The sequence below is a fragment of the Paenibacillus sp. FSL H8-0317 genome (assembly GCF_045040685.1).
Classification (GTDB): domain Bacteria; phylum Bacillota; class Bacilli; order Paenibacillales; family Paenibacillaceae; genus Paenibacillus.
This window is the reverse complement of the sequence record NZ_CP150294.1, coordinates 148,635-171,166: the sequence shown is the minus strand read 5'-3', so window position 1 is coordinate 171,166 and position 22,532 is coordinate 148,635. Positions and strand designations below refer to the sequence as shown.

The 22,532-nt window shown below is 47.3% G+C and carries 20 protein-coding genes; all 20 read right to left on the bottom strand.

What is annotated here, in order from left to right:
* The 20 genes from MHB43_RS00840 to hprK all read right to left on the bottom strand — a co-directional run bounded on the left by MHB43_RS00840 (nucleotide 1) and on the right by hprK (nucleotide 22,176).
* Entirely contained in the window at nucleotides 1–1,752 is a 1,752-nt protein-coding gene (locus MHB43_RS00840; protein WP_339181116.1) for a hypothetical protein, read from the bottom strand.
* A gap of 265 nt (nucleotides 1,753–2,017) precedes the next feature.
* Nucleotides 2,018–2,968 (bottom strand): TIM barrel protein, encoded by a 951-nt coding sequence (locus MHB43_RS00835; protein ID WP_339181113.1) that lies wholly within the window; start codon nucleotides 2,966–2,968, stop codon nucleotides 2,018–2,020.
* 58 nt (nucleotides 2,969–3,026) lie between these two features.
* Nucleotides 3,027–3,899: a carbohydrate ABC transporter permease gene (locus MHB43_RS00830; RefSeq protein ID WP_076216878.1), complete on the bottom strand. Its 873-nt coding sequence runs from the start codon at nucleotides 3,897–3,899 to the stop codon at nucleotides 3,027–3,029.
* A gap of 70 nt (nucleotides 3,900–3,969) precedes the next feature.
* Complete coding sequence (locus MHB43_RS00825) at nucleotides 3,970–4,869, bottom strand: ABC transporter permease (RefSeq protein ID WP_405131107.1); 900 nt, start codon at nucleotides 4,867–4,869, stop codon at nucleotides 3,970–3,972.
* 123 nt (nucleotides 4,870–4,992) lie between these two features.
* Nucleotides 4,993–6,582: an extracellular solute-binding protein gene (locus tag MHB43_RS00820; protein ID WP_405131106.1), complete on the bottom strand. Its 1,590-nt coding sequence runs from the start codon at nucleotides 6,580–6,582 to the stop codon at nucleotides 4,993–4,995.
* A gap of 447 nt (nucleotides 6,583–7,029) precedes the next feature.
* Entirely contained in the window at nucleotides 7,030–9,291 is a 2,262-nt protein-coding gene (locus MHB43_RS00815) for a helix-turn-helix domain-containing protein (protein WP_405131105.1), read from the bottom strand.
* A gap of 254 nt (nucleotides 9,292–9,545) precedes the next feature.
* Complete coding sequence (locus MHB43_RS00810; RefSeq protein ID WP_036616184.1) at nucleotides 9,546–10,493, bottom strand: ribose-phosphate pyrophosphokinase; 948 nt, start codon at nucleotides 10,491–10,493, stop codon at nucleotides 9,546–9,548.
* Nucleotides 10,494–10,757: 264 nt separating this feature from the next.
* Complete coding sequence (gene hisJ / locus MHB43_RS00805) at nucleotides 10,758–11,582, bottom strand: histidinol-phosphatase HisJ (RefSeq protein WP_074092958.1); 825 nt, start codon at nucleotides 11,580–11,582, stop codon at nucleotides 10,758–10,760.
* 12 nt (nucleotides 11,583–11,594) lie between these two features.
* Nucleotides 11,595–12,329 (bottom strand): bifunctional phosphoribosyl-AMP cyclohydrolase/phosphoribosyl-ATP diphosphatase HisIE, encoded by a 735-nt coding sequence (gene hisIE / locus MHB43_RS00800; protein ID WP_127546306.1) that lies wholly within the window; start codon nucleotides 12,327–12,329, stop codon nucleotides 11,595–11,597.
* On the bottom strand, nucleotides 12,322–13,083 hold the full coding sequence (gene hisF, locus MHB43_RS00795) for an imidazole glycerol phosphate synthase subunit HisF (protein WP_017691268.1): 762 nt from the start codon (nucleotides 13,081–13,083) through the stop codon (nucleotides 12,322–12,324). The genes hisIE and hisF overlap by 8 nt, the downstream gene beginning before the upstream one ends.
* A 30-nt stretch (nucleotides 13,084–13,113) precedes the next feature.
* Nucleotides 13,114–13,848: a 1-(5-phosphoribosyl)-5-[(5-phosphoribosylamino)methylideneamino]imidazole-4-carboxamide isomerase gene (hisA, locus tag MHB43_RS00790; RefSeq protein ID WP_405131104.1), complete on the bottom strand. Its 735-nt coding sequence runs from the start codon at nucleotides 13,846–13,848 to the stop codon at nucleotides 13,114–13,116.
* Between the two features lie 62 nt (nucleotides 13,849–13,910).
* Entirely contained in the window at nucleotides 13,911–14,537 is a 627-nt protein-coding gene (hisH, locus tag MHB43_RS00785) for an imidazole glycerol phosphate synthase subunit HisH (RefSeq protein WP_237178351.1), read from the bottom strand.
* Between the two features lie 3 nt (nucleotides 14,538–14,540).
* On the bottom strand, nucleotides 14,541–15,170 hold the full coding sequence (hisB, locus tag MHB43_RS00780) for an imidazoleglycerol-phosphate dehydratase HisB (protein ID WP_260632859.1): 630 nt from the start codon (nucleotides 15,168–15,170) through the stop codon (nucleotides 14,541–14,543).
* Complete coding sequence (gene hisD / locus MHB43_RS00775; RefSeq protein WP_339181099.1) at nucleotides 15,163–16,467, bottom strand: histidinol dehydrogenase; 1,305 nt, start codon at nucleotides 16,465–16,467, stop codon at nucleotides 15,163–15,165. Before hisD ends, hisB begins: the two co-directional genes overlap by 8 nt.
* 152 nt (nucleotides 16,468–16,619) lie before the next feature.
* Nucleotides 16,620–17,279 (bottom strand): ATP phosphoribosyltransferase, encoded by a 660-nt coding sequence (gene hisG / locus MHB43_RS00770; protein ID WP_036674770.1) that lies wholly within the window; start codon nucleotides 17,277–17,279, stop codon nucleotides 16,620–16,622.
* A 1-nt stretch (nucleotide 17,280) separates the two neighbouring features.
* Nucleotides 17,281–18,480: an ATP phosphoribosyltransferase regulatory subunit gene (locus MHB43_RS00765; RefSeq protein WP_339181096.1), complete on the bottom strand. Its 1,200-nt coding sequence runs from the start codon at nucleotides 18,478–18,480 to the stop codon at nucleotides 17,281–17,283.
* A 408-nt stretch (nucleotides 18,481–18,888) separates the two neighbouring features.
* Nucleotides 18,889–19,431 carry a DapH/DapD/GlmU-related protein gene (locus MHB43_RS00760; RefSeq protein WP_339181093.1) on the bottom strand — a complete coding sequence of 181 codons (543 nt, stop codon included), beginning with the start codon at nucleotides 19,429–19,431 and terminating at the stop codon, nucleotides 18,889–18,891.
* The gene (gene ppaX / locus MHB43_RS00755; RefSeq protein ID WP_017691276.1) at nucleotides 19,428–20,084 is read right to left on the bottom strand and encodes a pyrophosphatase PpaX; all 657 of its coding nucleotides are present in this window, start codon (nucleotides 20,082–20,084) and stop codon (nucleotides 19,428–19,430) included. Before ppaX ends, MHB43_RS00760 begins: the two co-directional genes overlap by 4 nt.
* Nucleotides 20,085–20,090: 6 nt before the next feature.
* Entirely contained in the window at nucleotides 20,091–21,116 is a 1,026-nt protein-coding gene (gene lgt, locus MHB43_RS00750) for a prolipoprotein diacylglyceryl transferase (RefSeq protein ID WP_339181090.1), read from the bottom strand.
* Between the two features lie 121 nt (nucleotides 21,117–21,237).
* Nucleotides 21,238–22,176, bottom strand: a complete 939-nt coding sequence (gene hprK, locus MHB43_RS00745) for an HPr(Ser) kinase/phosphatase (RefSeq protein WP_017691278.1) — start codon at nucleotides 22,174–22,176, stop codon at nucleotides 21,238–21,240.
* Nucleotides 22,177–22,532: the final 356 nt, after the last annotated feature.

The following is a 22,532-nucleotide window of genomic DNA, read 5'->3' as shown; positions in this document are numbered from 1 at the left end:
TTAATTTTTCAACGCCATCGAAGGTGAAAGTGAAATATGAAGGGTCTTATAAAAAGGCGTCATGAAATTGACCAGCACAACCTTACACTTGTCCGGCAGTTTTGCCTCACGTACCGTTGCCGCCAGATGACCCAGTTCGCCCCCGGTGATCTCCAGCCAGTCTTCTCCGCAGGTATAGCGTAATGTACCGCCTTTCCACAAATAATGACCCTCACTCGTTTCAATCGAGTCTTCACAGATCAGCTCACCTTCGCTTCCGAATACAAAGGATAACTGCATCATGATGTCCGCCGGTTCCTGTCCAGATAGATGCATGCTCCATCCGTTTTCCGTTGGCAGTAATTCTGCTCCTACACGGAAGGTCTGCTCATGAGTAAGCTGACGACTCTGATGAGGTAACAAGTACCATGGACTGATGGCTGATGCAGCCGATTCTGGCAGCAGGTTTGCAGGGATTGGGCCGTAGTAACCTTTTTTCTGCTCACCAGTTAGTCGATACCCTTCGGACAACCTCGTCATTTGCTGCATAGGTACATACCCTGGATTAAAGTAAGAAGCCAGTTGCACAGCCAGCAGGCGCACCTTGCCATGACGAAGTGCGAAGAAAGAAGGAACTTCTGTCATCACAGTCACACTAGTAGCGCCATCCCGAATTCGAGCTACCGGAGCACCAAAATCCGTATGCATCCGACTGTGAGAGATACGTCCGTGATGTCCTACCAAATCCATCTGCTCCAGATATTCTCCCCGGAGAAAATGTTCATTCAGCATGACCTCATACTGTTCCGGTAATGCATCAGGTGCCTCAATTGTCTGCTGAAGCTCAGGCTCAAGCATCAACCGAATGAGCGTATTCACTGAGCAAACTCCCGGATCTGTTAATGTATCTCCCGCCCAGGCTGCCATGCCAGCAAAGAGTGGATCACCGTCCAACCGCGCCAGAATGGCATACGGCAGATAGTAAGGTGACAGATCATGAACACTGCCCAGATCCTGTCGACCTGAATAGTCCGTAACAATCTCACCTGTAGGATGCACAAGGTACACCATCATGCGAAGATTGAGCCTCACCGGTTCAAGCAGTTCAGGACGATTGAGCAGACGCGCTGCATGAATTAACATGATGTCGCTAACAGCGCTGTATATCCCATTGCTCCGCTCCGTCCACTCTCCATCGGGTGTAATATCCATGCCTTCATCCATCCACTGCTCTGCGCGCTGCACAGCTTCCTCCAGATCAAATAGTTCATGCAGGAAACCAAGCGCCGCGCATAGCACCCAGCGATGATTTGGCGTATGACAGCCTCCCGTTAGCATGGTTGGGATTGTCCGTTCCAGAAACAGCCTCATATTGTCCAATACAGGTTGCAGCGGCTCCCATTCCTGTTGCAGAAGAAGCTGATACAACTGCGAATACCCTACAACGACAAATGCAGTATCCGGAGGGGAATGGTAATTGGTCCAGCCAGGTGATATTGAGCCGTCTTCATGCTGGAAGCGAAGTACATATTCCGTAGCTAACAGCAGTCGATTTAACAATGCCTCATCCCGGTAATAGACGGAGTCCGGATTGGAGATCGCAGCTCCCCAGTAACACATATCCGTGGGCGTTCCTGTCGTATGGTTGACCCAGGCAACACCTGTGAAGGGATCAATTGTCCCTCCATAGTAACGGCTTTCCGGATCAAGCATTTGCCGGGTTATGCCTCTTTCTACCGCTCTGTCATTACTGTCCACCAGTTGTTTGTACATGTGCAGTCCCTCCATACCAATGCATTCTCCCGATGTGCAAAGTATGTTGCTTCAGCTCTTCGATTCAGACCGGGAGCTGCTTCCCATACCGCCCGTAACGTGAGTTCATTTTTTCTCGTCTGTATTTATCATATTTTTACAAAAGTCGCTAGAATTCCGTCCTTGTTTCACCAAACTTCATGTGATTTTCATCACCGAGAAAACCGCCGTTCAACACACGTTTTTTAACACGCAGAATGTTCCTAACTTCAAGGCTCCTATTCTGCTACTCTGCCAATCCAAGCTTCTTCATAAGCAAGTCATGACTCTCGTGGATCTCTTCTGGCTTACAGGCAGACTTTAACTCGTATACCTTCACCTGTGCCCGGCGAATCATAGGCAGATAGGCATCATAGAAATTCATGTCCTTACTGTGTACATAAGGGCACCAGTGGTCAGAGAGACCCAGTGTCTCATGAATATGAACACCAACGATATCATCCATCAGGCCCTGCATTTCCCCTACACTGTCATAGAGGCCCAGTCGATCCATCATGATGGCATGACCGGTATCGTACCAGATACCAACTGGAGCCCCTTTAAGGGCCGTGATGATGGTCTTCGCTTCGTCCAGGGTAGGAATCTGTTGTGGTCTGGATCTTGTCTCGATTCCGAAACGAACATCCAGACCTTTGGCTGCAGCTCGATTACAGACCTCATCCAGGCTAACAATAATCTTTTGTACATAACCGGAGCTGAGTGCCTCCCGCCGTTCCATCAGTTCTGCCCATTTGCTTTGATACTTCGGGGAATCCGGCCCTTCCTCGTGATAGAGCTTTCCAAGATCTTTGCTGATATCCTCAGGAAAAGGTACTTCCCCAGGGTGTACGACTACAGCTTTAGCACCATAACGATGGGCACATTCTGCCGACTCAACAAGTAACTCTATTGCCCGCTGACGTTTAACCTCATCCTTGAATCCAAGCAGGACTGAATCCGTACCATAATCGGGATCAGGGTCATGTGGAAACGTATTATGGACACTGGAGATACCGATGTCTCCGCGTTCAATCATGGGCTCAATCGTCGTGAGCATTTCCTTCGTTACGTTATAGTTGAGTTCGACCTGGCGAAAGCCAAGTTCGGCAATCTCCCGAATCATGGCTTCCCCGACATCATGTTTTCGGATATTCCAGCATGTGGAGAACGAATATATACCCTTATCTATGTGCTGCATCTGTTTTCCTTCTCCTTCCCTCTGGCGAAATGGCTATAACTCTTGCACCAGCCTTAACTCAACCTTTTACCGCGCCAAGCATCGCACCACTGACAAAATACTTTTGCAGCCACGGATAGACGAGCAGAATCGGTACAGTTGCGAATACCACTGTTGCTGCCTTGAGACTTTCCGGAGTCAGTGGTGTGCGGTTAGCACCTTCCATTAATGTAAGCTCACTCACCATATTGTTTTGAACCATTTGGAAGAGCTTCAGTTGTAGTGGATACAACTTGGGATCATTAATATACAAAAGTGAATCTTGGAATCCATTCCAGCGACCAACCGCATAGAATAGCGCTAATGTGGCAAGTACAGGCATGGATAATGGCAGTATGATTTTGAATAGCGTGTGTACATGCGAGCTGCCGTCAATTTCTGCTGATTCTTCCAGACTTTCAGGAATGCCTCTGAAAAATGAGATCAGGATAATGAGGTTAAATGGACTAACCAGTCCTGGCAAGATCAGTGCCCAGACTGAATTAAGCATGTTTAGATCACGAATGAGCAAATACTCGGGGATCATCCCGCCACTGAAAAACATCGTAATGATGATGACATACATAAAGAGCTTGCGCCCTTTTAATTTTTTCTTGGTTAGCGGGTATGCAGCAGCAAGTGTGAATAACATACACAACACTGTAGTAGCCACTGTCAACACAGACGTAAAGCCCAATGAGTAGAGCATAGATTGATCAGAGAATACTTGAATATACGCATCCCAGTTAAATTCTTTAGGAAAAATGGTCACTTCTCCCGAAGTAATAGCCCGGTTAGAACTTAGAGATATCGCAATGGTGTGTAAAAATGGAGCCAGACAGAATATAACAAACAAACTGATAAAGGAGATATTAACGATATCAAAAATCCGATTTGAGGTGCGTTCACTCATATGCGCACAGCTCCTTTACTGATGGTCTATACATACAAGCCGATTGGCGTATCTTTCATGCTTTGATAACTTATAAAATGCCTTCGCCGGTTGCCCTTTTTGAAATATAGTTAGAGCCAAGTACAAAGATTAGCCCTACAACAGCCTGGAATAGTCCTACGACAGTTGCAAGCGTGTATTGTCCTGATTCAAGGCCGACCCTGTATACAAAGGTACTAAGTACATCAGAATATTCACGTACCGCTGTGTTACCGATAATATAAGGTCGATCAAATCCAATGCTGACCATATGTCCGAGATTAAGAATGAGCAAGGTCACGATGGTTGGTTTGATACTTGGCAGCGTTATGTGCCAGATTCTCTTCAGCCGCGATGCTCCATCGATCTCAGCTGCTTCAAACAATTCCTTGTTGACGCCGGTTAATGCGGCCAGATATAGAATGGTTCCCCACCCTGCACTTTGCCAGACACCTGTGAATAGGTACGTCACAAGCCATGGATTTTTCTCTGTCAAAAATGGTATCGAATTAAAGCCCATACTCTCCAGTACACCGTTAACCATACCGGATTGATTACCGAACAATTGGTATACAATTCCCCCGATGATAACCCAGGAGATAAAGTGAGGAATGTACAGAATCGTTTGCGATATTTTTTTGAACCATTTGAATCGAACTTCATAGAGCATGATGGCCAATAAAATTGGAGCAGGGAACGAAACAAGCAGGTCGAGGAAATTTAGCATAAAGGTGTTTCGCAATGTGGTGTAGAAGTCCCTCATTCCAAATACTTCACGGAAAGCATCGAAACCGATCCACTCACTCCCGTTGATGCCCTGAAACAAGTTGAAATCCTTAAAAGCGATCTGAACCCCGTACATTGGGCCGTAACGAAAGATCAAGAAGTAGATCAGAGGCAGTGAGATGAGCGCATATAATTGCCAATACCTTTTCAAGTATGTGATGGTCAAGTCGGTTTCCTCCTATCAACAGAGAAACGGCTGTGCCGCCATACTGGCGGCACACGTTCCTTCCAAAGTTATGCGGTAAATTACATATTGATTTAGTAATCACAAGATGAATCTGTTTAACGCTTACTGAAGTGCTGCTTCAAGTTCTTTCTTCAGTTCTGTTCCACCGAGTGACATGAAATCATTCATTTCTTTTTCATATACAGCTTCGAAGTCTGCCGGTTTAGCCATCGCAGTTTTCACAATAAGCACTTTCAACTTATCATTTAGCGCTGTACCATATTTAGATTCTGATTCAATTGGTTTGCTGAAGATAACCGGGCCAATCGTATCCGTATTAGCGATATCAATGGACTGTCTCATCAGCTCTTGGTTACGCTCTGGGAAGCCTGCAATCCATGCGGCTTCATTGGTTGCCTGATCTCCAACAACTTTACCGTTGGCAATAATGGCCATGTCACCACCGTTGTAGATACGATCTTTGACATCCTGTGGTGCATCATCTTTAACAACTGGAACACCATCAACCATATCGTAATTTTCACCTTCGACACCGGTGTTCATCTCCAGCAAGTTCGTTCCAGAAGCCATCCAGTCTAGGTATTTCACTGCTTCAACCGAACGTTTGCTGCTTTTCGGAATCATGATGTACATACCATTGCTGCCATAACGTGATTTGATGTGTTTGTTGTCCACATTCGAATTGGTGTAAGCGTCAACTGCTACAACTTTGCTATCCGGTACATTCTTTTGCAAATTATCAAGCATACCATCTGCATATAGAATCTGACCTACGTCCTCAGACATGTAGCCAATATTACCGTTCTGGAAGTCTTTGACCAATTGCGTTTTTTCTTCATCCAGACTGAAGTCTTTGCTGATCAGACCTTCATTGTAAAGTTTGTTAAGGAACTGCATCGCATCTTTGAAGCCATCATGCAATGGTAGTTCGTAACGCTGACTGTACGTAAGCCCATCTTGTACGGGTTTGATAAAGGAGTAAATCAATGTTTCGTACTGCGCTGGGGCAAGTGCCATACCCATTGGGATGTTTTTGCTGCCCAGATTGCCCGGATCTTTCTCTTTGAATGCTTTCAGCGTTTCGTACAGCTCATCCGTTGTCGTTGGAGCCTTCATGCCGACTTTGTCTAGCCAATCCTGACGAATATAAGAATTGTAGCGGGAAGTAATGGCACGTTTACCCGGAATAGCGAATTGCTGACCTTCAAGCTGACCGAATCTCAACAGGTCTTCGCCGAGATATTCTTTTAAGTTAGGTGCATGTTCATTAAGCAGTTCACCTACTTCAGTTAGACCACCTTGCTGAGCATAACGGTAGAACACACTGGAGTCGTATACAAACACTATATCTGGAACGTCGCTTGGGCTGGCCATTAACACGTTGAGCTTGGTTGTTTCTTCTGAACGTTGAACAGGTACGAATTGCACATCAATGTTATTCGGATCGCCGAATTTCTCTTGAACAAATTTAGTTAAATAGTTGTTCGTGATCGTATGTGGAGAAGGACTGTTACCACGATCGAAAACCTCCACTTTCAAAGTAACACGCTCACCATTAGTTGTTGCCCCGCCTTCTGCTGATTCTTTTTCTGATGCAGACGAGCACCCTGCAAGTAAGGACACTCCCATTACCATCGTAAGTGCCAGACCCATCCATTTCTTCTTACTCCCCTTGGTTGCTTTTCCAATCATTTTGTCATCCCCTTTTACTTTGCGTGAATGTTAAGGCTTGCTCCGAGTATTCCACATCTTTCCGAACTCTAGCAATAAACCAATTTCGGAAGCGCTTACAAACGGAATTTAGTTTATGCATTAAGCCCATTTTCTCAGACTGATTATTTTCCCGAAGCTGTGCCGCTCTAGGCTGTAATTGCTCTCAACGCCTCACGACCTGGAAATGCCTGTCCCAAGTCGGATAAACCATTTTCACACACTGCCTATATTCGTAAACGGGAAAAAAACAGGAATATTAGCTTGCTATCCTGCGAAAACAGTTGCATCCGATCTCGGGCAGCAGAGAACTGTTCAACGAAAACAGGGCGAACCTCTGCAAACCTCTCTCCTAAGTGGAAAGTGACTGCATGAAATTCACCCTGTGTTATCCTGATGTACAATTCTCAGAATATGTTCACTTTTGCGTTACTCTTCGGGTTCTCGATGTTCACGTTTCAAACGACGATAATCTCCTGGTGTAATACCCGTTACCCGCTTAAATACACGTCCCAACGTAATTCCATTTGCATACCCAACCTTCAGGGCAATATCCTGCAAAGAGTGATCGGTATTGAGCAGAAGCTGCTCCGTCTCCTTCATGCGCAGCTCTGTAACAAAATCAACAAACTTCATGTTGAATTCTGTCTTGAACAAATAACTCGCATGTTTGCCCGTAATCTGGAATCGATCGCTCAGATGTTTCAATGAAAGATCAGGATTTGCAAACTGTTCTTCGATATAATTTTTCATTTCATTAACCATGGCTTTGTAACTCTTGGTTTCCGTTACCGCTACATACGTTCTGAACAAGTCCGTCAGACCATCAAACAAAAGACTTTTCACATCGGTAAGCGTCACTGCCTCTTCCACAGCACTCAACCATCTGTTGATGTTTTCTTCGGACAGCTCTTCCTGGAGTCCTTCCGACATCATGGCCACTTCTCGGCTAAGCATCTGTAACATGGCCTGAATCAGAGAACGAATCTCATCATCCGGCAGTTTGTTCTGTTCAAATGCCGTAAAGATCTCCTCCAACTGTTCCCGCCACTGTCCACTCGACATCCGGAATCGCTTAACAAAGTCCGCAATCATCTGCAGATAGGTATAGGTATCCAGCAAAGGATGCTGTGTTTCACCGCAGTCGGCTTGGCCGACATCTCCATTCATCAACAGTTTACGCTGCATTACCGCTTCTGCAGCTGCATAGGAATCTCGTATTGCACCGATTCCCTGAGCAATAGGTCCAATGCCAAAGCTTAAGGAAATGCGTAGATTTTGTTCTACCCAAGATTTGCATTCCTCAGCTACAACAAGAATCTGCCCAGACATATCCATGTTGTTATCATTCTGTTCTTTGAACACAAAAAGGATTGCAATTCGATCTACACTAATCCATTCCGTCCAGCATTGGACTCCCGTATTACGTGACAGCTCTTGCAAAACGTTCATCAAGGCAAACTTCAGCGTATTTTGTTCGCCTCTCGTGTATCTCTCCTGAAATCCCTTCTCATAACGGTTAATCTCTCCAACAACAACGACAAAACGCGACGAGTCACGCACTTCATTCAGTGGTGAGAGCTCTTTTAATTGCTCTGCTGCATTTTCCATGTGTTCACCATGCAACAGGGCATTGAACAACTTGCTGCGCTGCATGAGTACATTTTCCCTGCTTTTTTTGTCATAATCCATCATATGATTAATCAGATTCTCAAGCACACCGTCAATCATCTTCATCTCATCCGTGCGAGCACCTGAGTGTTCAAACGCCCGAATCTGATGAGACTCAATACGGTTCATGATGATCTGAATGGGTTTATAGTTACGGCGAGTAATGTACACGATATATACAATTGCACAGATAACAGTCACAATAGCAATGATTACCCATACATAAGATATAACAGATACCCAGCCAAATAAGTTGCCGGCCTTAATTCCACTGGATATTGTCCAGCCCAGTCTTTCTAGCGATAGCCTATTCAGTTCCTGACCGTCTATCGAGCCCTCTTGGTCCGAGTGTGCATTATACACAACCTTACCGTCCCGATCCGTAATCGTCAGGAATGAGAGCTGACCATTAACCATACTATCTACACTCTGTTCAATGCTGCTCATCTTGATATTAATGACCAATGTGCCCTGCGAGCCAAAAGGCAAAGGCATGTCCTTGTTCACGGTTAATACGCGAATAGGAGTACGTTGAACAGAATCCGCATCAAATTCCCGAACCGGCTGCCAGCCCGAACCTATAGACCCGTTAACCATTTGATCAATCCATGCGTTATCCGAGTAACTTTCTGCTTCTTTGGAACCACTTACAGTCAGAACATGTTCATTTCGCTTGTCATATAGATAGATGGACTGAATCCATGAGGACGAATTGGATAGCTCACGTAAATTCTGCGCAATTGCATACACCGTGTCCGAGCTGGTCAGGTTTGTGTTATTAAAATAGAGTTTGTATGCCTGCTGACTCTGTACCGTTTCCAGGATGGATAGTTCAATATCCCTGATTGTGCGATCCACTGTGTCGATCATATAACTGGAGGAGATCCGGTCTGCTTTTTTTGTTTCTTCTTTAGAGATGTCATTGATGAATACAAACGCGATGAAAATGAGTATGCTCACCGTAAGAAAAAAAATTGGGAAATACGAAAACAATAACCGGTAGTACCAATTACGAGACAATAGACCCCACTCCTCACTCCACGATGCCAATGTTCTCAGCCGTGGTTCTACTGTTCAGCATCCATCTCACCTTAGAGGCTGAATACTATATGATAACGCTATCATAACTGATTTTATGTTATTATAGCACAAGCCTCTGAGCAGCAAAGCAAGAATTGAATTCAAAGAGCCAAAACAAAAAAACCGTGCTGAGCAGACAACAACTCAGACACGGGACAGTTCATCTGGCAGCACACCGTTATATCCTCGATGCTCTAAATGCCAGAATCCTTAAACAATGTGGCCATGGAGCCACCATCCACAATAATGCGTACGGCGCGGGCCAGCATTGGTGCAACAGGTAACACTTTGAAGCATTCAGGGTGGTCATCTGGCAGTGCGATCGAGTCCGTAACGACCACCTCTTCAATTGACGGGTGATTCAATTTACTCACTGCCCCATCGGAGAACAATCCGTGTGTTGCACATACATATACATTTTTGGAGCCACGTTCCTTCAACCCTTCCACAACATTCAGAATGGTTGTTCCGGTGTCGATCAGATCCTCAATAATAATAGGTGTCCGTCCTTCTACATCACCAATGACATGGGTAATCACCGATTCATTATGGCTTGGACGTTTCTTGATCATAATGGCAAATGGAGAATCCAGGCGGTTCGCCAGCTTCTCTGCCATCGATGCTCGTCCCGCATCCGGGGAGACTACAACAGGGTTCTCGATTCCTTTGCTTAACAGATAATCACTAATCAGATCCAGTGATGTCATATGATCAACCGGAATGTTGAAGAATCCCTGAATGGCCGCTGCGTGCAGATCGATCGTTACCACTCGATTGGCGCCAGCTGTCGTTAATACATCTGCTACCATCTTGGCCGAGATCGGTTCCCGTGGAGCAGATTTACGCTCTTGACGAGCATAGCCATAATAAGGAACAATGATGTTCACAGTGCGTGCGGAAGCCCTCTTTGCGGCATCAATCATCACAAGCAACTCGACAAACAGCTCATTGATCGGATGAGACAACGACTGTACCAGAAACACATCACAATTACGGATCGTTTCTTCATAATGAACGTATATTTCTCCGCTCTTGAACCTGGACAGCTTGATCTTGCCCAGTTGTACACCCAGCTTGTCACATACCTGTTCTGCCAGCTTAGGGTTCGATGAACCGGAAAAAATACGTAACGAATGCTGCATAATGCCCTCCCGAGGGTTGAAATCCCTATATAATCCCTTATCTAAAAGCGAGTGTTCAAAAAGACCGGATTTCAGTACCGAGAAGATGGGATAAAGCTAGAAATGGAGTAGCGGAGCGTAGGGAAAACTACGTGAGCAACGGACATTTCGGCTGAATTCCATCTTCGATGCTGAAGATGCCATTAGGCATCCTTCGTAATCAAAGGCGGACTTTTTGAACTACCTCTAAAAGGTTATTTCCTACCCTCATTATACTCTAATGGCTTATACATTTAAAGGAATGAACGAGCGATGACGGCCTTCGAAAACAGCGACTTCCGTACAGCCCAACTCATGTAAAAGTGCTTCAGCTTCAGGCAAATAATCGCCCAGCTTCATTGGGTCATGTGCATCAGAGCCCATGGTTAATGGAATACCCAAGCGAATGGCTTCCGTCAGCATTCTGCGACTAGGGAACATCTCGGCACAAGGCTTCGATAACCCGGAGGCATTCAGCTCCATGGCGCAGCCACTTTTGGCAATAGCCTGCAGCGCTGCGTTCTCCAGTGAGATACGTTCTTCTGTCTGCTCTGTTGAAGGAACAAAACCAAACCGTTTAATGACATCCGTATGACCCATAATATCGTACATGCCCGTGGCGGCTGCTTTGCTTACGGCATCGTAGTACTGACGATATACCTCAAGGATGTCTTTGCCCTCCCAGTGATGGGTCTGGCGGAAATCCGTAATGTCCCATTCCCCGAGGAAATGAACAGAGCCAATCACATAATCCCATGGATAACGCTCAATGATTGCACGGATCTCTGTTTCCCAGCCTTCAATATAGTCACCTTCCAGACCAACACGTACGTCAATCTGCCCGCGGTAACGTTCTTTCAGGGAGAAACACTCCTCCACGTAACGCGGCAGTTCATCCATAGGCATCGCCATTTCCGGATAATATTGAGCCGGATCGACATGCAACAATGGCATGTGATCGGACAATCCAATCTGGGAGAGTCCGATCTCCACACCACGCTGCACGTACTCTTCCAGTTTGCCAACGGCATGTCCACACCGCTCATGGTGTGTATGATAGTCTATACGCACGAAACTCGCCTCCTAATCGCGGCGAGGCCGTTCATGACGGCGGCTTAGCTCTGACATAATGTCGTCCAGCGGCAGCTTGCGTTCTTGTAACAGGACGAGCAGGTGATACATCAGGTCACTGACTTCCAGACGAAGCTCGTCATTATCTTTATTTTTGGCGGCGATGATTGTCTCGGACGCTTCTTCACCGATTTTTTTCAGTATTTTGTCTACACCTTTATCAAACAGATACGTTGTATATGCACCCTCAGGACGCTCACGTTCACGCTCTGCAATAACGGATTCCAGTTCAGCCAATACCTCAAAGCGACTTTCGGAACCGGAACTTGCAGAAGCAGATGCCGCACCCGCTTCATCCGAAGCCTTGTCTGCCGATTTCTCTGGTAAGCCAATGATCTCATTATGGAAACAAGTTACCGCCCCTGTATGGCAAGCCGGACCGTTCGGTTTCACCTCAACCAACAAAGTATCGCCGTCACAATCATATTTTAGGGAAGTAATCGTCTGCACATTACCAGATGTTGCTCCTTTATGCCACAACTCCTGACGCGAGCGTGACCAGAACCACGTTTCACCGGATTCAAGCGACAACTTCAGAGATTCGCGATTCATATAAGCCATCATTAAGACTTCCCGAGTATCCACATCCTGCACAATGGCAGGAACCAAACCATCACTCCAACGAATGTGTTCCACAACCTGTTCCAAGGACAACTGTTCCTTGATTTCATCGCTCACTTTAGTCACGGATCTCCACCCCTTGTTCTCTCAAATGTTGTTTTAACGCCGGTACGGCGATTTCTTTGTAATGGAAAATTGTTGCGGCTAGCCCTGCGTCCGCTTTGCCTGTAGTAAATACATCATAGAAATGAGATTCCTTGCCCGCACCGCCCGATGCGATGACTGGAATACGCACAGATTCGGATACCGCTGCCGTCAGCTTCAGATCAAAGCCGTCTTTTGTTCCGTCCGCGTCCATACTGGTGAGAAGAATCTCCCCCGCGCCCAAGCTCTCAGCCTGTTTAACCCATTCCAGCGCCTTGATCCCGGAGGGTTTCCGTCCACCATGGGTATAGACTTCCCATTCGCCCCAAGCTTCGTTATACTTGGCGTCGATCGCTACCACGATACACTGCGAGCCAAAGCGACGTGCACCATCTGCAATCAACTGCGGGTTAAGTACCGCTGCTGTATTCACTGCAATTTTATCCGCTCCCGCACGGAGGATCCGCTTCATATCCTCTACTTTGGAGATGCCACCACCTACCGTAAAGGGAATAGCGATCTCACCCGCCGTCTGCCGCACGACTTCTTCCATCGTTTCGCGACCTTCTACCGAAGCAGAGATATCGAGAAACACCAGTTCGTCCGCGCCCTCGCGGTCATATAGTGCCGCCAGCTCTACCGGATCACCCGCATCGCGGAGATTAACGAAGTTGACGCCTTTGACGACCCGGCCGTCCTTCACGTCCAGACAGGGGATGATTCTTTTTGCCAGCATGCTACCTCTTCCTCTCTATCCGAATATCCCTTACTTATTTACCGCACGTACTGCTTCAGACAGATCAATACTTCCCGTATACAGTGCTTTACCCACGATTGCTCCACCAACACCAACATCCGCGTGGCGACTCAGACGAAGCAGATCATCCATTACACTCACACCGCCGGAAGCAATAACCGTACGTCCGCTTGCCTTGGCTAGAGACACAATCGCTTCCACATTAGGACCCTGCATCATACCATCACGGGAAATATCCGTAAAGATAAACGTTTCTGCCCCATATGCCGCCAATTCCTTCGCGAGTACCTCTGCCTGTACTTCCGATGTTTCAAGCCATCCGCGGGTTGCCACGTAACCATTACGAGCGTCGATGCCAATTGCCACTTTGTCGCCGTAACGTCCCAGTACTTCCTCTGTAAAAGCACGATCCTCAATCGCTGCTGTTCCAATGATCAGCCGGCTAACACCCAGACCCAGCAAACGTTCTACATCCGCTACCGTACGAAGTCCGCCGCCTACCTGAACGGGTACGTTCACAGCAGAGGCAATCCGTCCGATCAGCTCATCGTTAACAGGATGACCCGCTTTCGCACCATCCAGATCCACCAGATGAACGTATGTACCGCCTTGTTTCTCCCAGGATAAAGCCACTTGAACCGGGTCATCGTTATACACGGTCTCCTGATTATAATCTCCCTGCACCAGTCTTACACATTTGCCGTCCCGGATATCAATCGCCGGATATAGGATAAAAGATGACATACAAGGCCTCCTGAATATGAATTAGATTTGTACGCTTTCTATAGTTAAGAAGAGATGATATTTTACCTTTGTACAGGTGATCCTGTCAGAGCCAAAAAGTTGCCGAGCAGCTTCATACCAAGCTCTCCACTTTTCTCCGGGTGGAATTGCATGCCAAAGTTGGATCCTCTGCCTACAATGGCTGTCACCGGATGTCCGTAATCCGTTACTGCCAGCAGATCGTCCCTGTTTTCAGTAAGCGCATGATAGGAATGGACAAAATAGACGTGACCTGCCTCAAGCCCTGTAAATAGCGGATTTTCCGCGTGCAGGAATTCCAAACGGTTCCATCCCATATGAGGAACCTTCAGCTCTCCTGGTGCGAATCGCACCACTTTACCTGGCAAAATATCCAGTCCTTCATGCTCGCCATGCTCTTCACTTGAGCTGAACAACAATTGCATGCCCAGACAGATACCGAGCAGTGGCTTGGACCCGGCAGCGGCTTCCTTCACCACCGTATCCAGTCCACTCTCCCGCAGATGAACCATCGCATCACCAAAAGCACCTACGCCTGGCAGAATGACACCATCTGCGCCAAGAATCTCTTCCCGGTCACCCGTGACCAGCGCTTCGTAGCCAAGACGTTCGACCGCTTTGCCGACGCTGTGCAGGTTACCCATACCGTAATCGACAATTGCAATCGCCATCGTCTACAGCACTCCCTTCGTGGAAGGCACACCTGTTACACGTGGATCAATCATCGTTGCTTCATCCAGTGCACGTCCCAATGCTTTAAAGATCGCTTCAATCATGTGGTGGGTGTTCTGACCATAGTGCACAATGACATGTAACGTAATCCGAGCTTCCAGCGCCAATTTCCACAGGAATTCATGTACCAGTTCCGTGGAGAAACTGCCTACCTGTTGGGAAGGGTATTCTGCACGGTATTCAAAGTGAGGCCGGTTGCTCACATCAATAATGACCTGAGCGAGTGCCTCGTCCATCGGCACAAAAACACTGGCGTAACGCTTGATGCCGCGTTTGTCACCCAACGCTTCTCGCAACGTCTGTCCCAGACAGATCCCGATGTCTTCAACCGTGTGATGATCGTCGATATCAATATCTCCACGGGCCTGCACGTTCAGGTCGAATTGCCCGTGCTTTGTGAACAGATCCAGCATATGGTTCAGGAAAGGTACATCCGTTTCAATCGTGGATTGTCCTGTTCCATCTACATTAAAGGCCAATTGAATATTGGTCTCATTTGTTTTGCGGTCAACCTCTGCTTGGCGCACTGCACCTTTGGTTTCAAGTTCCACACCATTATTTTGCTTATCCATTGTCCGATTCCGCCTTTCCTTCCTGTTCTAACCGTACAGCAATTGCACGGGCATGCCCTTCAAGACCCTCATGGCGGGCCAACTCTATAATAGCCGCTCCGTTCTTCAGCAGCGCTTCTTTACTATAATAAATCAGACTCGATTTCTTGATAAAATCATCCACGTCCACTGGCGAACTGAATCGCGCAGTGCCATTGGTCGGTATAATGTGATTGGGTCCTGCAAAATAATCCCCTACCGGCTCCGAGCTGTACGGGCCGAGGAAGATCGCACCGGCATTTTCGATCCGGCCAGCGTAAGCCATCGGCTCCTGCACCATGATCTCCAGATGCTCCGGTGCAAGCCGGTTCACCACGTCGATTCCCTCATCGATGGAATCAACCACAATAATAGCGCCATACTGCTCCACGGATGCAGCAGCGATATCCCGCCGCGGCAGCACTTCAAGCTGCCGCTGCACTTCGCCCTGCACGGCTTCCGCCAGCGTGGCCGAATTCGTGACGAGAATGGCCGATGCCATCTCGTCATGTTCCGCCTGCGACAACAGGTCGGCGGCGACATACACCGGATTCGCCGTATCATCGGCGAGCACCACAATCTCACTCGGCCCGGCGATACTGTCGATATCGACCGCACCGTACACCTCGCGCTTCGCGAGCGCCACGTAAATATTGCCCGGTCCACAGATCTTGTCGACCGGTGCAATACTCTCCGTGCCGTAAGCCAGGGCGGCGATAGCTTGAGCGCCGCCAACCCGGTACATCTCGCTCACGCCTGCTTCCGCAGCAGCAACGAGGATGTACGGGTTAATACCTTCGCCACCGTTCGTAGACGGCGGCGTCACAAGAACGATCTCCGGCACGCCTGCCACCTGTGCCGGAATCACATTCATCAGCACAGACGATGGATACGCTGCTTTGCCGCCAGGTACATAGACGCCGACCCGCTTCAGCGGTCGGATGACCTGGCCCAGCAGGCTGCCGTCCGGCTGCCAATCCATCCACGAGTTGCGTTTCTGTTTCTCGTGAAACGCACGAATGTTGGCGGCGGCTTGCCGAATCGCCGTCACAAAGGATGGCTCCACGGCTGCATAAGCCGCCTGCAGCTCTTCCTGCGGCACGCGCAAATCCGCGGCCGTCAGCTTTGTGCGGTCCAGCTGCTCTGTGTAACGCAGCAGGGCCGCATCACCCTCACGGCGAATGTCGCTGACAATGCGCCGTACCGTCTCATTTTGCTCCGGCGTGCCATACTCCACTTCCCGCTTCAGATCAAACTCCCGTGCAGGTACAATTTTCATACGTACAACCTCCTCATCCTCTGTAATACCTGCCTTCTTGTGGCCGATTTGCTTCTTTATTTTGTCTCTTACTCTTTATTTTGTCTCTTACTCTTAATTTTGCTTCTGCTTCTGCTTTGTATGTTTCTCATCTATGTTTCCAACGCAGTACTTCATCCCCGAAAGCTTCCCGCAGAAATCTCATTCGATGCCGGAATGACCTGTTGAAGTGCATCACACAAAGCCTGGATTCGTGCATTTTTCATCCGATAACTTACCCGATTGGCGATAAGACGGCTAGTGATGTCCAGAATGCCTGTCATCTCCACCAGTCCGTTCTCGCGCAGCGTCTGACCTGTCTCCACCAGATCGACGATCCGGTCTGCCAGACCAATCAAAGGCGCCAGCTCAATGGAACCATTCAGCTTGATCACCTCGACCTGCTGTCCCTGCTCCCGGAAATACTGTGAAGCAATCCTTGGATACTTCGTTGCAACACGTTGCTGGATGCCTGGCTTCCAGTCTGGAAGTCCGATCACAGACATACGGCACTGAGCGATTCCCAGATTCAACAGTTCGTACACATCCCGATCTTCCTCCAGCAGCACGTCTTTACCAACAATTCCGATATCGGCAACACCGTACTCCACATATGTTGGAACATCTACTGGCTTAGCCATAATGAATTCCATTCCCGCTTCCGGTACTTCGATGACCAATCTGCGTGTATCGTCTACGTCTTCTGGAATATCCAGCCCCGCTTCACGAAACAATTTGGAGGCTTTTTTATAGATCCGGCCCTTCGGCATGGCCACCTTCAGAATATCCGACATCTCAGCGTCCTCCTTCTTCAGATCCGTAAGTAATAACCTGCTCAGCCTCAGCGGTTCTTGCTTCAACCGATACGGCACTTGCCCCAGCCCCGTCTTCAGGAAGAAGGAGTGTCACTACATTTTGTCCCATACTGCGTAATCTTGCCGCTTCTGTTAGTGCCTCAGCCCGACGTTTCGGGGTATATTGGATAAGTACCGGTTTTTTCTCTTCAATCGTAATGCCATGAACACCATCAATAATCCGGTTTGTTTTCAGTGCAAATCCTGTAGCTGGCAATGAACGACCAAACTGTTGTAACAGATTATCATACCGTCCACCGCTACATACCGGAGATCCCAGTTCGGCTGCATACCCTTCAAATGTCATGCCCGTATAATAGGAGAAATCACCGATCATCGTCAGATCAATCAGCACATGATCGGATACACCGTACGCTTCCAATACTTCGAATACGGCACACAGATGTGCAATTGACTGTGCTGCTTCAGCACTTGAACTTAGCTCTACCGCATGTGTGCATACTTCCTTGCCACCACGCAGACGAAGGATCGCTTCGAGCTGTTCTTTCAGCTTAGGCTCCAGATTCAATGCTTCAATGGACTGGCGGTAGCCGACATAATCGCGTCCGAGCAGACCTTCCTTCAATTGCTCCTGCTCAGCGGTCTGACCTGGAATCACTTCCTCCAGTAATCCGTTCAGGAATCCCATATGGCCCATCGCTATTTTAAAAGAAGACACACCCGCTGCCTGCAAAGAGGCAATTGCTAACGCAACAACTTCTGCATCCGCCTCAGGTGAGTCGTCTCCAACCAGCTCCACGCCCGTCTGGAAAAATTCAGCCTCACGCCCAGCTTCCTCTTCAATAGAACGGAATACATTCGCATGATAGGATAAACGCAGCGGCAACTGCTCATCTTTGAGCATGGATGAAACGACGCGTGCAATCGGAGCCGTTAGATCCGATCTGAGCACCAGCGTGGTTCCCCGGCTGTTTAGCAATTTAAACAATTTTCGATCTGATGTAGAGCTTGCCACACCTACCGTGTCGTAATATTCAATCGTTGGTGTGATGATCTGACGGTAACCCCAGCGTTCCATACATTCCAGTACATTGCGTTCAATCGTCCGCAGCTTGGATACTACATGTGGTGTATAGTCGCGGAATCCGGTCGGTTTTTCAAAACCTTTTGGTTTGGACATTGGTAATATTCACCCCGAGTCAGTAGTTTAAGAGTAGTGCTCGTTCTATTTCAACAGGATTTATGTAGTGTAAATCCCCATTCTATCTTGTAATCCTGAATCACCGTATTGTTGCAAAAACCTTCAACTATTGGTTTAGTTCAACCTTTATCACGTTAAATTCCCTCGAAATACTTTCACATGGTAAAGTGCTAACAAACTAAAGGATATGGGATATGATAACATGAAATCCGCACTACCGTCAACAATACCAAAGCTTGATTGCCCATGGAATGACATATCGTTTTATATACACACCGTTACGCCTATCAATCGGTATTTATATACGAAAAAAGCTGCCATAAGCAGCTTTTTACTTCAACCCATCTTCATTCCTTACTTACTTTATTGGCTCATTACTTTATTGACTCAATGCACACTACCCTGAGAAGAATCATCCGTGTTAAAGACCGTTTCTTCCGTAGAAGCTGCCGCACGGGATAAATCACGAAGTGGATTACCTCCAACAAAAGCTCCTGGTGCAACATCCTTATGTACGACTGCTCCAGCAGCCACAACGGCTCCATCTCCTATGGTTACCCCGGGAAGAATCGTTGTGTTAGCACCAATCAGTACATTTTCGCCGATATTCACCTCACCGAGCCTGTACTCCTTAATGAGATACTCATGAGCGAGAATCGTTGTGTTGTAACCGATGACCGAGTTTTCGCCGACCGTTATTTTCTCCGGAAAAAACACATCGACCATCACCATCAGGCCAAAGGCCGTGTGTTTTCCCACCTTCATACCGAGCATTCGGCGGTAAATCCAGTTCTTCACCGATAGGATCGGACAATAGCGTGACAACTGGATCCAGATAAAATTACGAACGCCCTTCCACGGACTCACTGTCTTGTAGATATGCCAAAGTGCATTCTGGTCCTCTACCGGATAGCGGGTTACTTTTCTCATGAACGTCCCGTTTCAATACGGATGAGTTTCAACAAATCTCTCATGTCGTGCAACATATGATCGGGTCCATATCCGTTCAGGATTGTTTCCCCTTTAAGGGACCATGCAACCCCCGCCGAAAGAGCGCCCGCATTTTGTGCCGATTGGATATCCACTGGACTGTCACCTACCATCAGCGTTTTAGCAGGATCTGCACCCAGTTCCGTCATCGCTTTCAGTACAGGTTCAGCGTGCGGCTTTGGATTCGTTACATCGGTCACTGTTACAATTGTCTTCATATATTTCAGTAGATCAAAACGTTCTAGCACCTTTAATGTGGATGGGCGAATTTTGGTTGTGACCACACCCATCACAATGCCGGCCTGATGCAGCGCCTCTACTACCTCAATAACATGTGGAAAAGGTCTAACCATCGCTTCATGATGGATATCATTATAAGCACGGTAACCTTTCACGTACTCGGAGACTTCCTCCTGGCCAGAGAAAGTGCGCATTTGCTGCTCCAGTGTGCCACCCATATGTGGAATGATCTGTTCCCGTGTCCATGGAGCTGAATGCTCCCATCCCCCCATGACATGCTGGAATGAGCTGATAATCAACTCATTGGTATCAATAATCGTTCCGTCCAGATCAAACAATACCGTGTCAATCATGTTGCATTACTCCTTTTTATCATCAACTTGCTTGGATTCATCTTTGGCTGGAGGTGTTATCTTGTTCTCTTTGCCAGCAACTGTTCCCGTATGCTCCATATCATCTGAGGTAACTTTGGACGATACAATCGGATCACTATAACGAACATCTGCTTTACCTGTCACTCTTCTCACCACAATGAATACAACAGCAACAATAATGATGCCAATCGCGAGCAGTTGCGAGATTCTTACGTTACCGTAAGCAGGATCAAGATATCCTTGTTCAAAGCCCATTGCAGTCATTGGAGACCACAGCCCGTTCACTAATGAAGCAACCCACTGCGGAGCCTGAAAGCCCAAACTGTCTGTACGTAAAGCTTCAATGAAGAAGCGACCGATAGAGTACCAGATGAAATAAGACATGAACAGTTCACCTGAACGCAGAAACTTCTGACGACGCAGAACCAGCAGCAAGACCAGACCAACGAGACTCCACATCGATTCATACAAAAATGCAGGATGGTGGAATACGCCTTCTACGTTCATTTGATTCACAATAAAGTCCGGCAGATGAAGCTTGTCTCTTAAAAATGATTCTTCTACAGGACCGCCGTAGGCTTCCTGATTCACAAAGTTCCCCCAACGCCCGATCAACTGTCCAACGAGCAGTCCAGGCGCACAGATATCGGCCATACGCCAGAAGTTATATCCTTTACGACGGAAGAAAATAACTGCACAGATAATAGCACCAATAAGTGCACCATAGATGGCAATACCGCCATTCCATATTTTAAAGACATCCCAGAAATTATCCCTATAATCTTCCCATTTAAATGCGACATAGTAGATGCGGGCACCAATGATGGCAGAAGGCACACCCAGCAGGACCATGTCCATGAACACTTCCTGTGGAATATTGTATCGTTTGCCCTCCCGGATCACGAGCAGGAGTCCTATAAGTGCCGCGGCACCAAGAATAAGCCCGTACCAGTGAACCTTTAACGCTCCAATAGAGAACGCAATCGGGTTCAACAGTAATAATGTATCCATTCATTCACACTCCTATTTATTCAATCAATCGCACGCATGACGAATGGTTGGCATGCCCTGCGCCTTAAGAGAAGCAGTACATGTCAACCATTTATCTTCATTTCCTTGTATAAAATATTTCTTAATCCATGTCTTCCATATCTTCCGAGATGGTTGCTGTCAGCTTGTTTGTAAACTGCAGTGCAGCATTAAGACCCATCTGTTTCAGGCGATAGTTCATACCTGCCACTTCAATAATAACTGCCAAGTTCCGTCCCGGACGAACAGGAATCGTAACGAGAGGTACATCCGTATCAATGATACGTGTAGTTTCTTCATCCAGACCCAGACGATCATATTGTTTATCCTGCTGCCATGCTTCCAGACGTACAACCAAGGTAATCCGTTTGTTATTCCGAACCGCACCAGCCCCGAACAATGTCATGACGTTGATAATACCGACACCTCGAATTTCGAGTAAGTGGCGGATCAATTCTGGTGCAGTACCGTGCAGCTGAAAATCTGACGTTTGGCGGATCTCTACCGCATCATCGGCAATCAATCGGTGTCCACGTTTCACCAGTTCAAGTGCTGTTTCACTCTTACCAATACCGCTACTACCTGTAATCAGCATACCTACACCATAGACATCACAAAGTACACCATGGATGGTTGCTGTTGGCGCCAGTTTCTTCTCTAGGAAACCGGTAATCCGGCTGGATAGAATCGTTGTTGCCATATTGCTGCGAAGTACAGCCAGATTCTGTTCTTCACTGATATCAATCAGCTCTTGCGGAACTTCCAACCCACGCGTGACAACGATACAAGGCGTCTCTTCCGTACAAAGACGTTGCATACGATCGCGCCGCTCTTGCTCAGGTAACATTGCAAAGAAAGCTAACTCCGTTCTTCCAAGCAGCTGTACCCGTTCTTGTGGATGATATTCAAAATAACCGGCCATTTCCAGACCAGGACGGTTCAGGTCATCTACCGTAATGACTCTTTTCAATCCGTGAGATCCAGAAACAACCTCCAACTGAAATTGCTGCACGAGTTCAGATACTTTCACTTTTTTCGCCATTTGTCTCTTCCTTTCAGCATTAGCTGTCCCTCTATGTACATCAGATCGTGTATCAGTTATTTCCATTATTAGCGCATTCACAACATGGGGTACAGACGCATACCCTTCCAACAGTCGATTCTCTCAAATATATGAAGACAGACCTTCAAATAATCTTAAATGAATTCCGGGATGAATGCAATCGCAGTCTCCGACGACCATTAGTAAGAAAAGTCTTCTGATCGAAGCACCTTCTAGGATACTACATTCGCAGTTTAGCGGCCGTTTTTCTTGCGGTTATTAATCCTTCAACTCCGCCGAAACTTTTAATTCCAATAATCTTAAAAAAAGCCCCTTCCAGCAATAACGGAAGGGGC

What these genes read in the sequence shown, in the direction of transcription:
- MHB43_RS00840 (WP_339181116.1), bottom strand. Translation starts at nt 1,752, where the DNA reads ATGTACAAACAACTGGTGGACAGTAATGACAGAGCGGTAGAAAGAGGC.
- MHB43_RS00835 (WP_339181113.1), bottom strand. Translation starts at nt 2,968, where the DNA reads ATGCAGCACATAGATAAGGGTATATATTCGTTCTCCACATGCTGGAAT.
- MHB43_RS00830 (WP_076216878.1), bottom strand. Translation starts at nt 3,899, where the DNA reads ATGAGTGAACGCACCTCAAATCGGATTTTTGATATCGTTAATATCTCC.
- MHB43_RS00820 (WP_405131106.1), bottom strand. Translation starts at nt 6,582, where the DNA reads ATGATTGGAAAAGCAACCAAGGGGAGTAAGAAGAAATGGATGGGTCTG.
- MHB43_RS00810 (WP_036616184.1), bottom strand. Translation starts at nt 10,493, where the DNA reads ATGCAGCATTCGTTACGTATTTTTTCCGGTTCATCGAACCCTAAGCTG.
- hisF (WP_017691268.1), bottom strand. Translation starts at nt 13,083, where the DNA reads ATGCTGGCAAAAAGAATCATCCCCTGTCTGGACGTGAAGGACGGCCGG.
- hisA (WP_405131104.1), bottom strand. Translation starts at nt 13,848, where the DNA reads ATGTCATCTTTTATCCTATATCCGGCGATTGATATCCGGGACGGCAAA.
- hisH (WP_237178351.1), bottom strand. Translation starts at nt 14,537, where the DNA reads ATGGCGATTGCAATTGTCGATTACGGTATGGGTAACCTGCACAGCGTC.
- hisB (WP_260632859.1), bottom strand. Translation starts at nt 15,170, where the DNA reads ATGGATAAGCAAAATAATGGTGTGGAACTTGAAACCAAAGGTGCAGTG.
- hisD (WP_339181099.1), bottom strand. Translation starts at nt 16,467, where the DNA reads ATGAAAATTGTACCTGCACGGGAGTTTGATCTGAAGCGGGAAGTGGAG.
- hisG (WP_036674770.1), bottom strand. Translation starts at nt 17,279, where the DNA reads ATGTCGGATATTCTGAAGGTGGCCATGCCGAAGGGCCGGATCTATAAA.
- MHB43_RS00765 (WP_339181096.1), bottom strand. Translation starts at nt 18,480, where the DNA reads ATGTCCAAACCAAAAGGTTTTGAAAAACCGACCGGATTCCGCGACTAT.
- MHB43_RS00760 (WP_339181093.1), bottom strand. Translation starts at nt 19,431, where the DNA reads ATGAGAAAAGTAACCCGCTATCCGGTAGAGGACCAGAATGCACTTTGG.
- ppaX (WP_017691276.1), bottom strand. Translation starts at nt 20,084, where the DNA reads ATGATTGACACGGTATTGTTTGATCTGGACGGAACGATTATTGATACC.
- lgt (WP_339181090.1), bottom strand. Translation starts at nt 21,116, where the DNA reads ATGGATACATTATTACTGTTGAACCCGATTGCGTTCTCTATTGGAGCG.
- hprK (WP_017691278.1), bottom strand. Translation starts at nt 22,176, where the DNA reads ATGGCGAAAAAAGTGAAAGTATCTGAACTCGTGCAGCAATTTCAGTTG.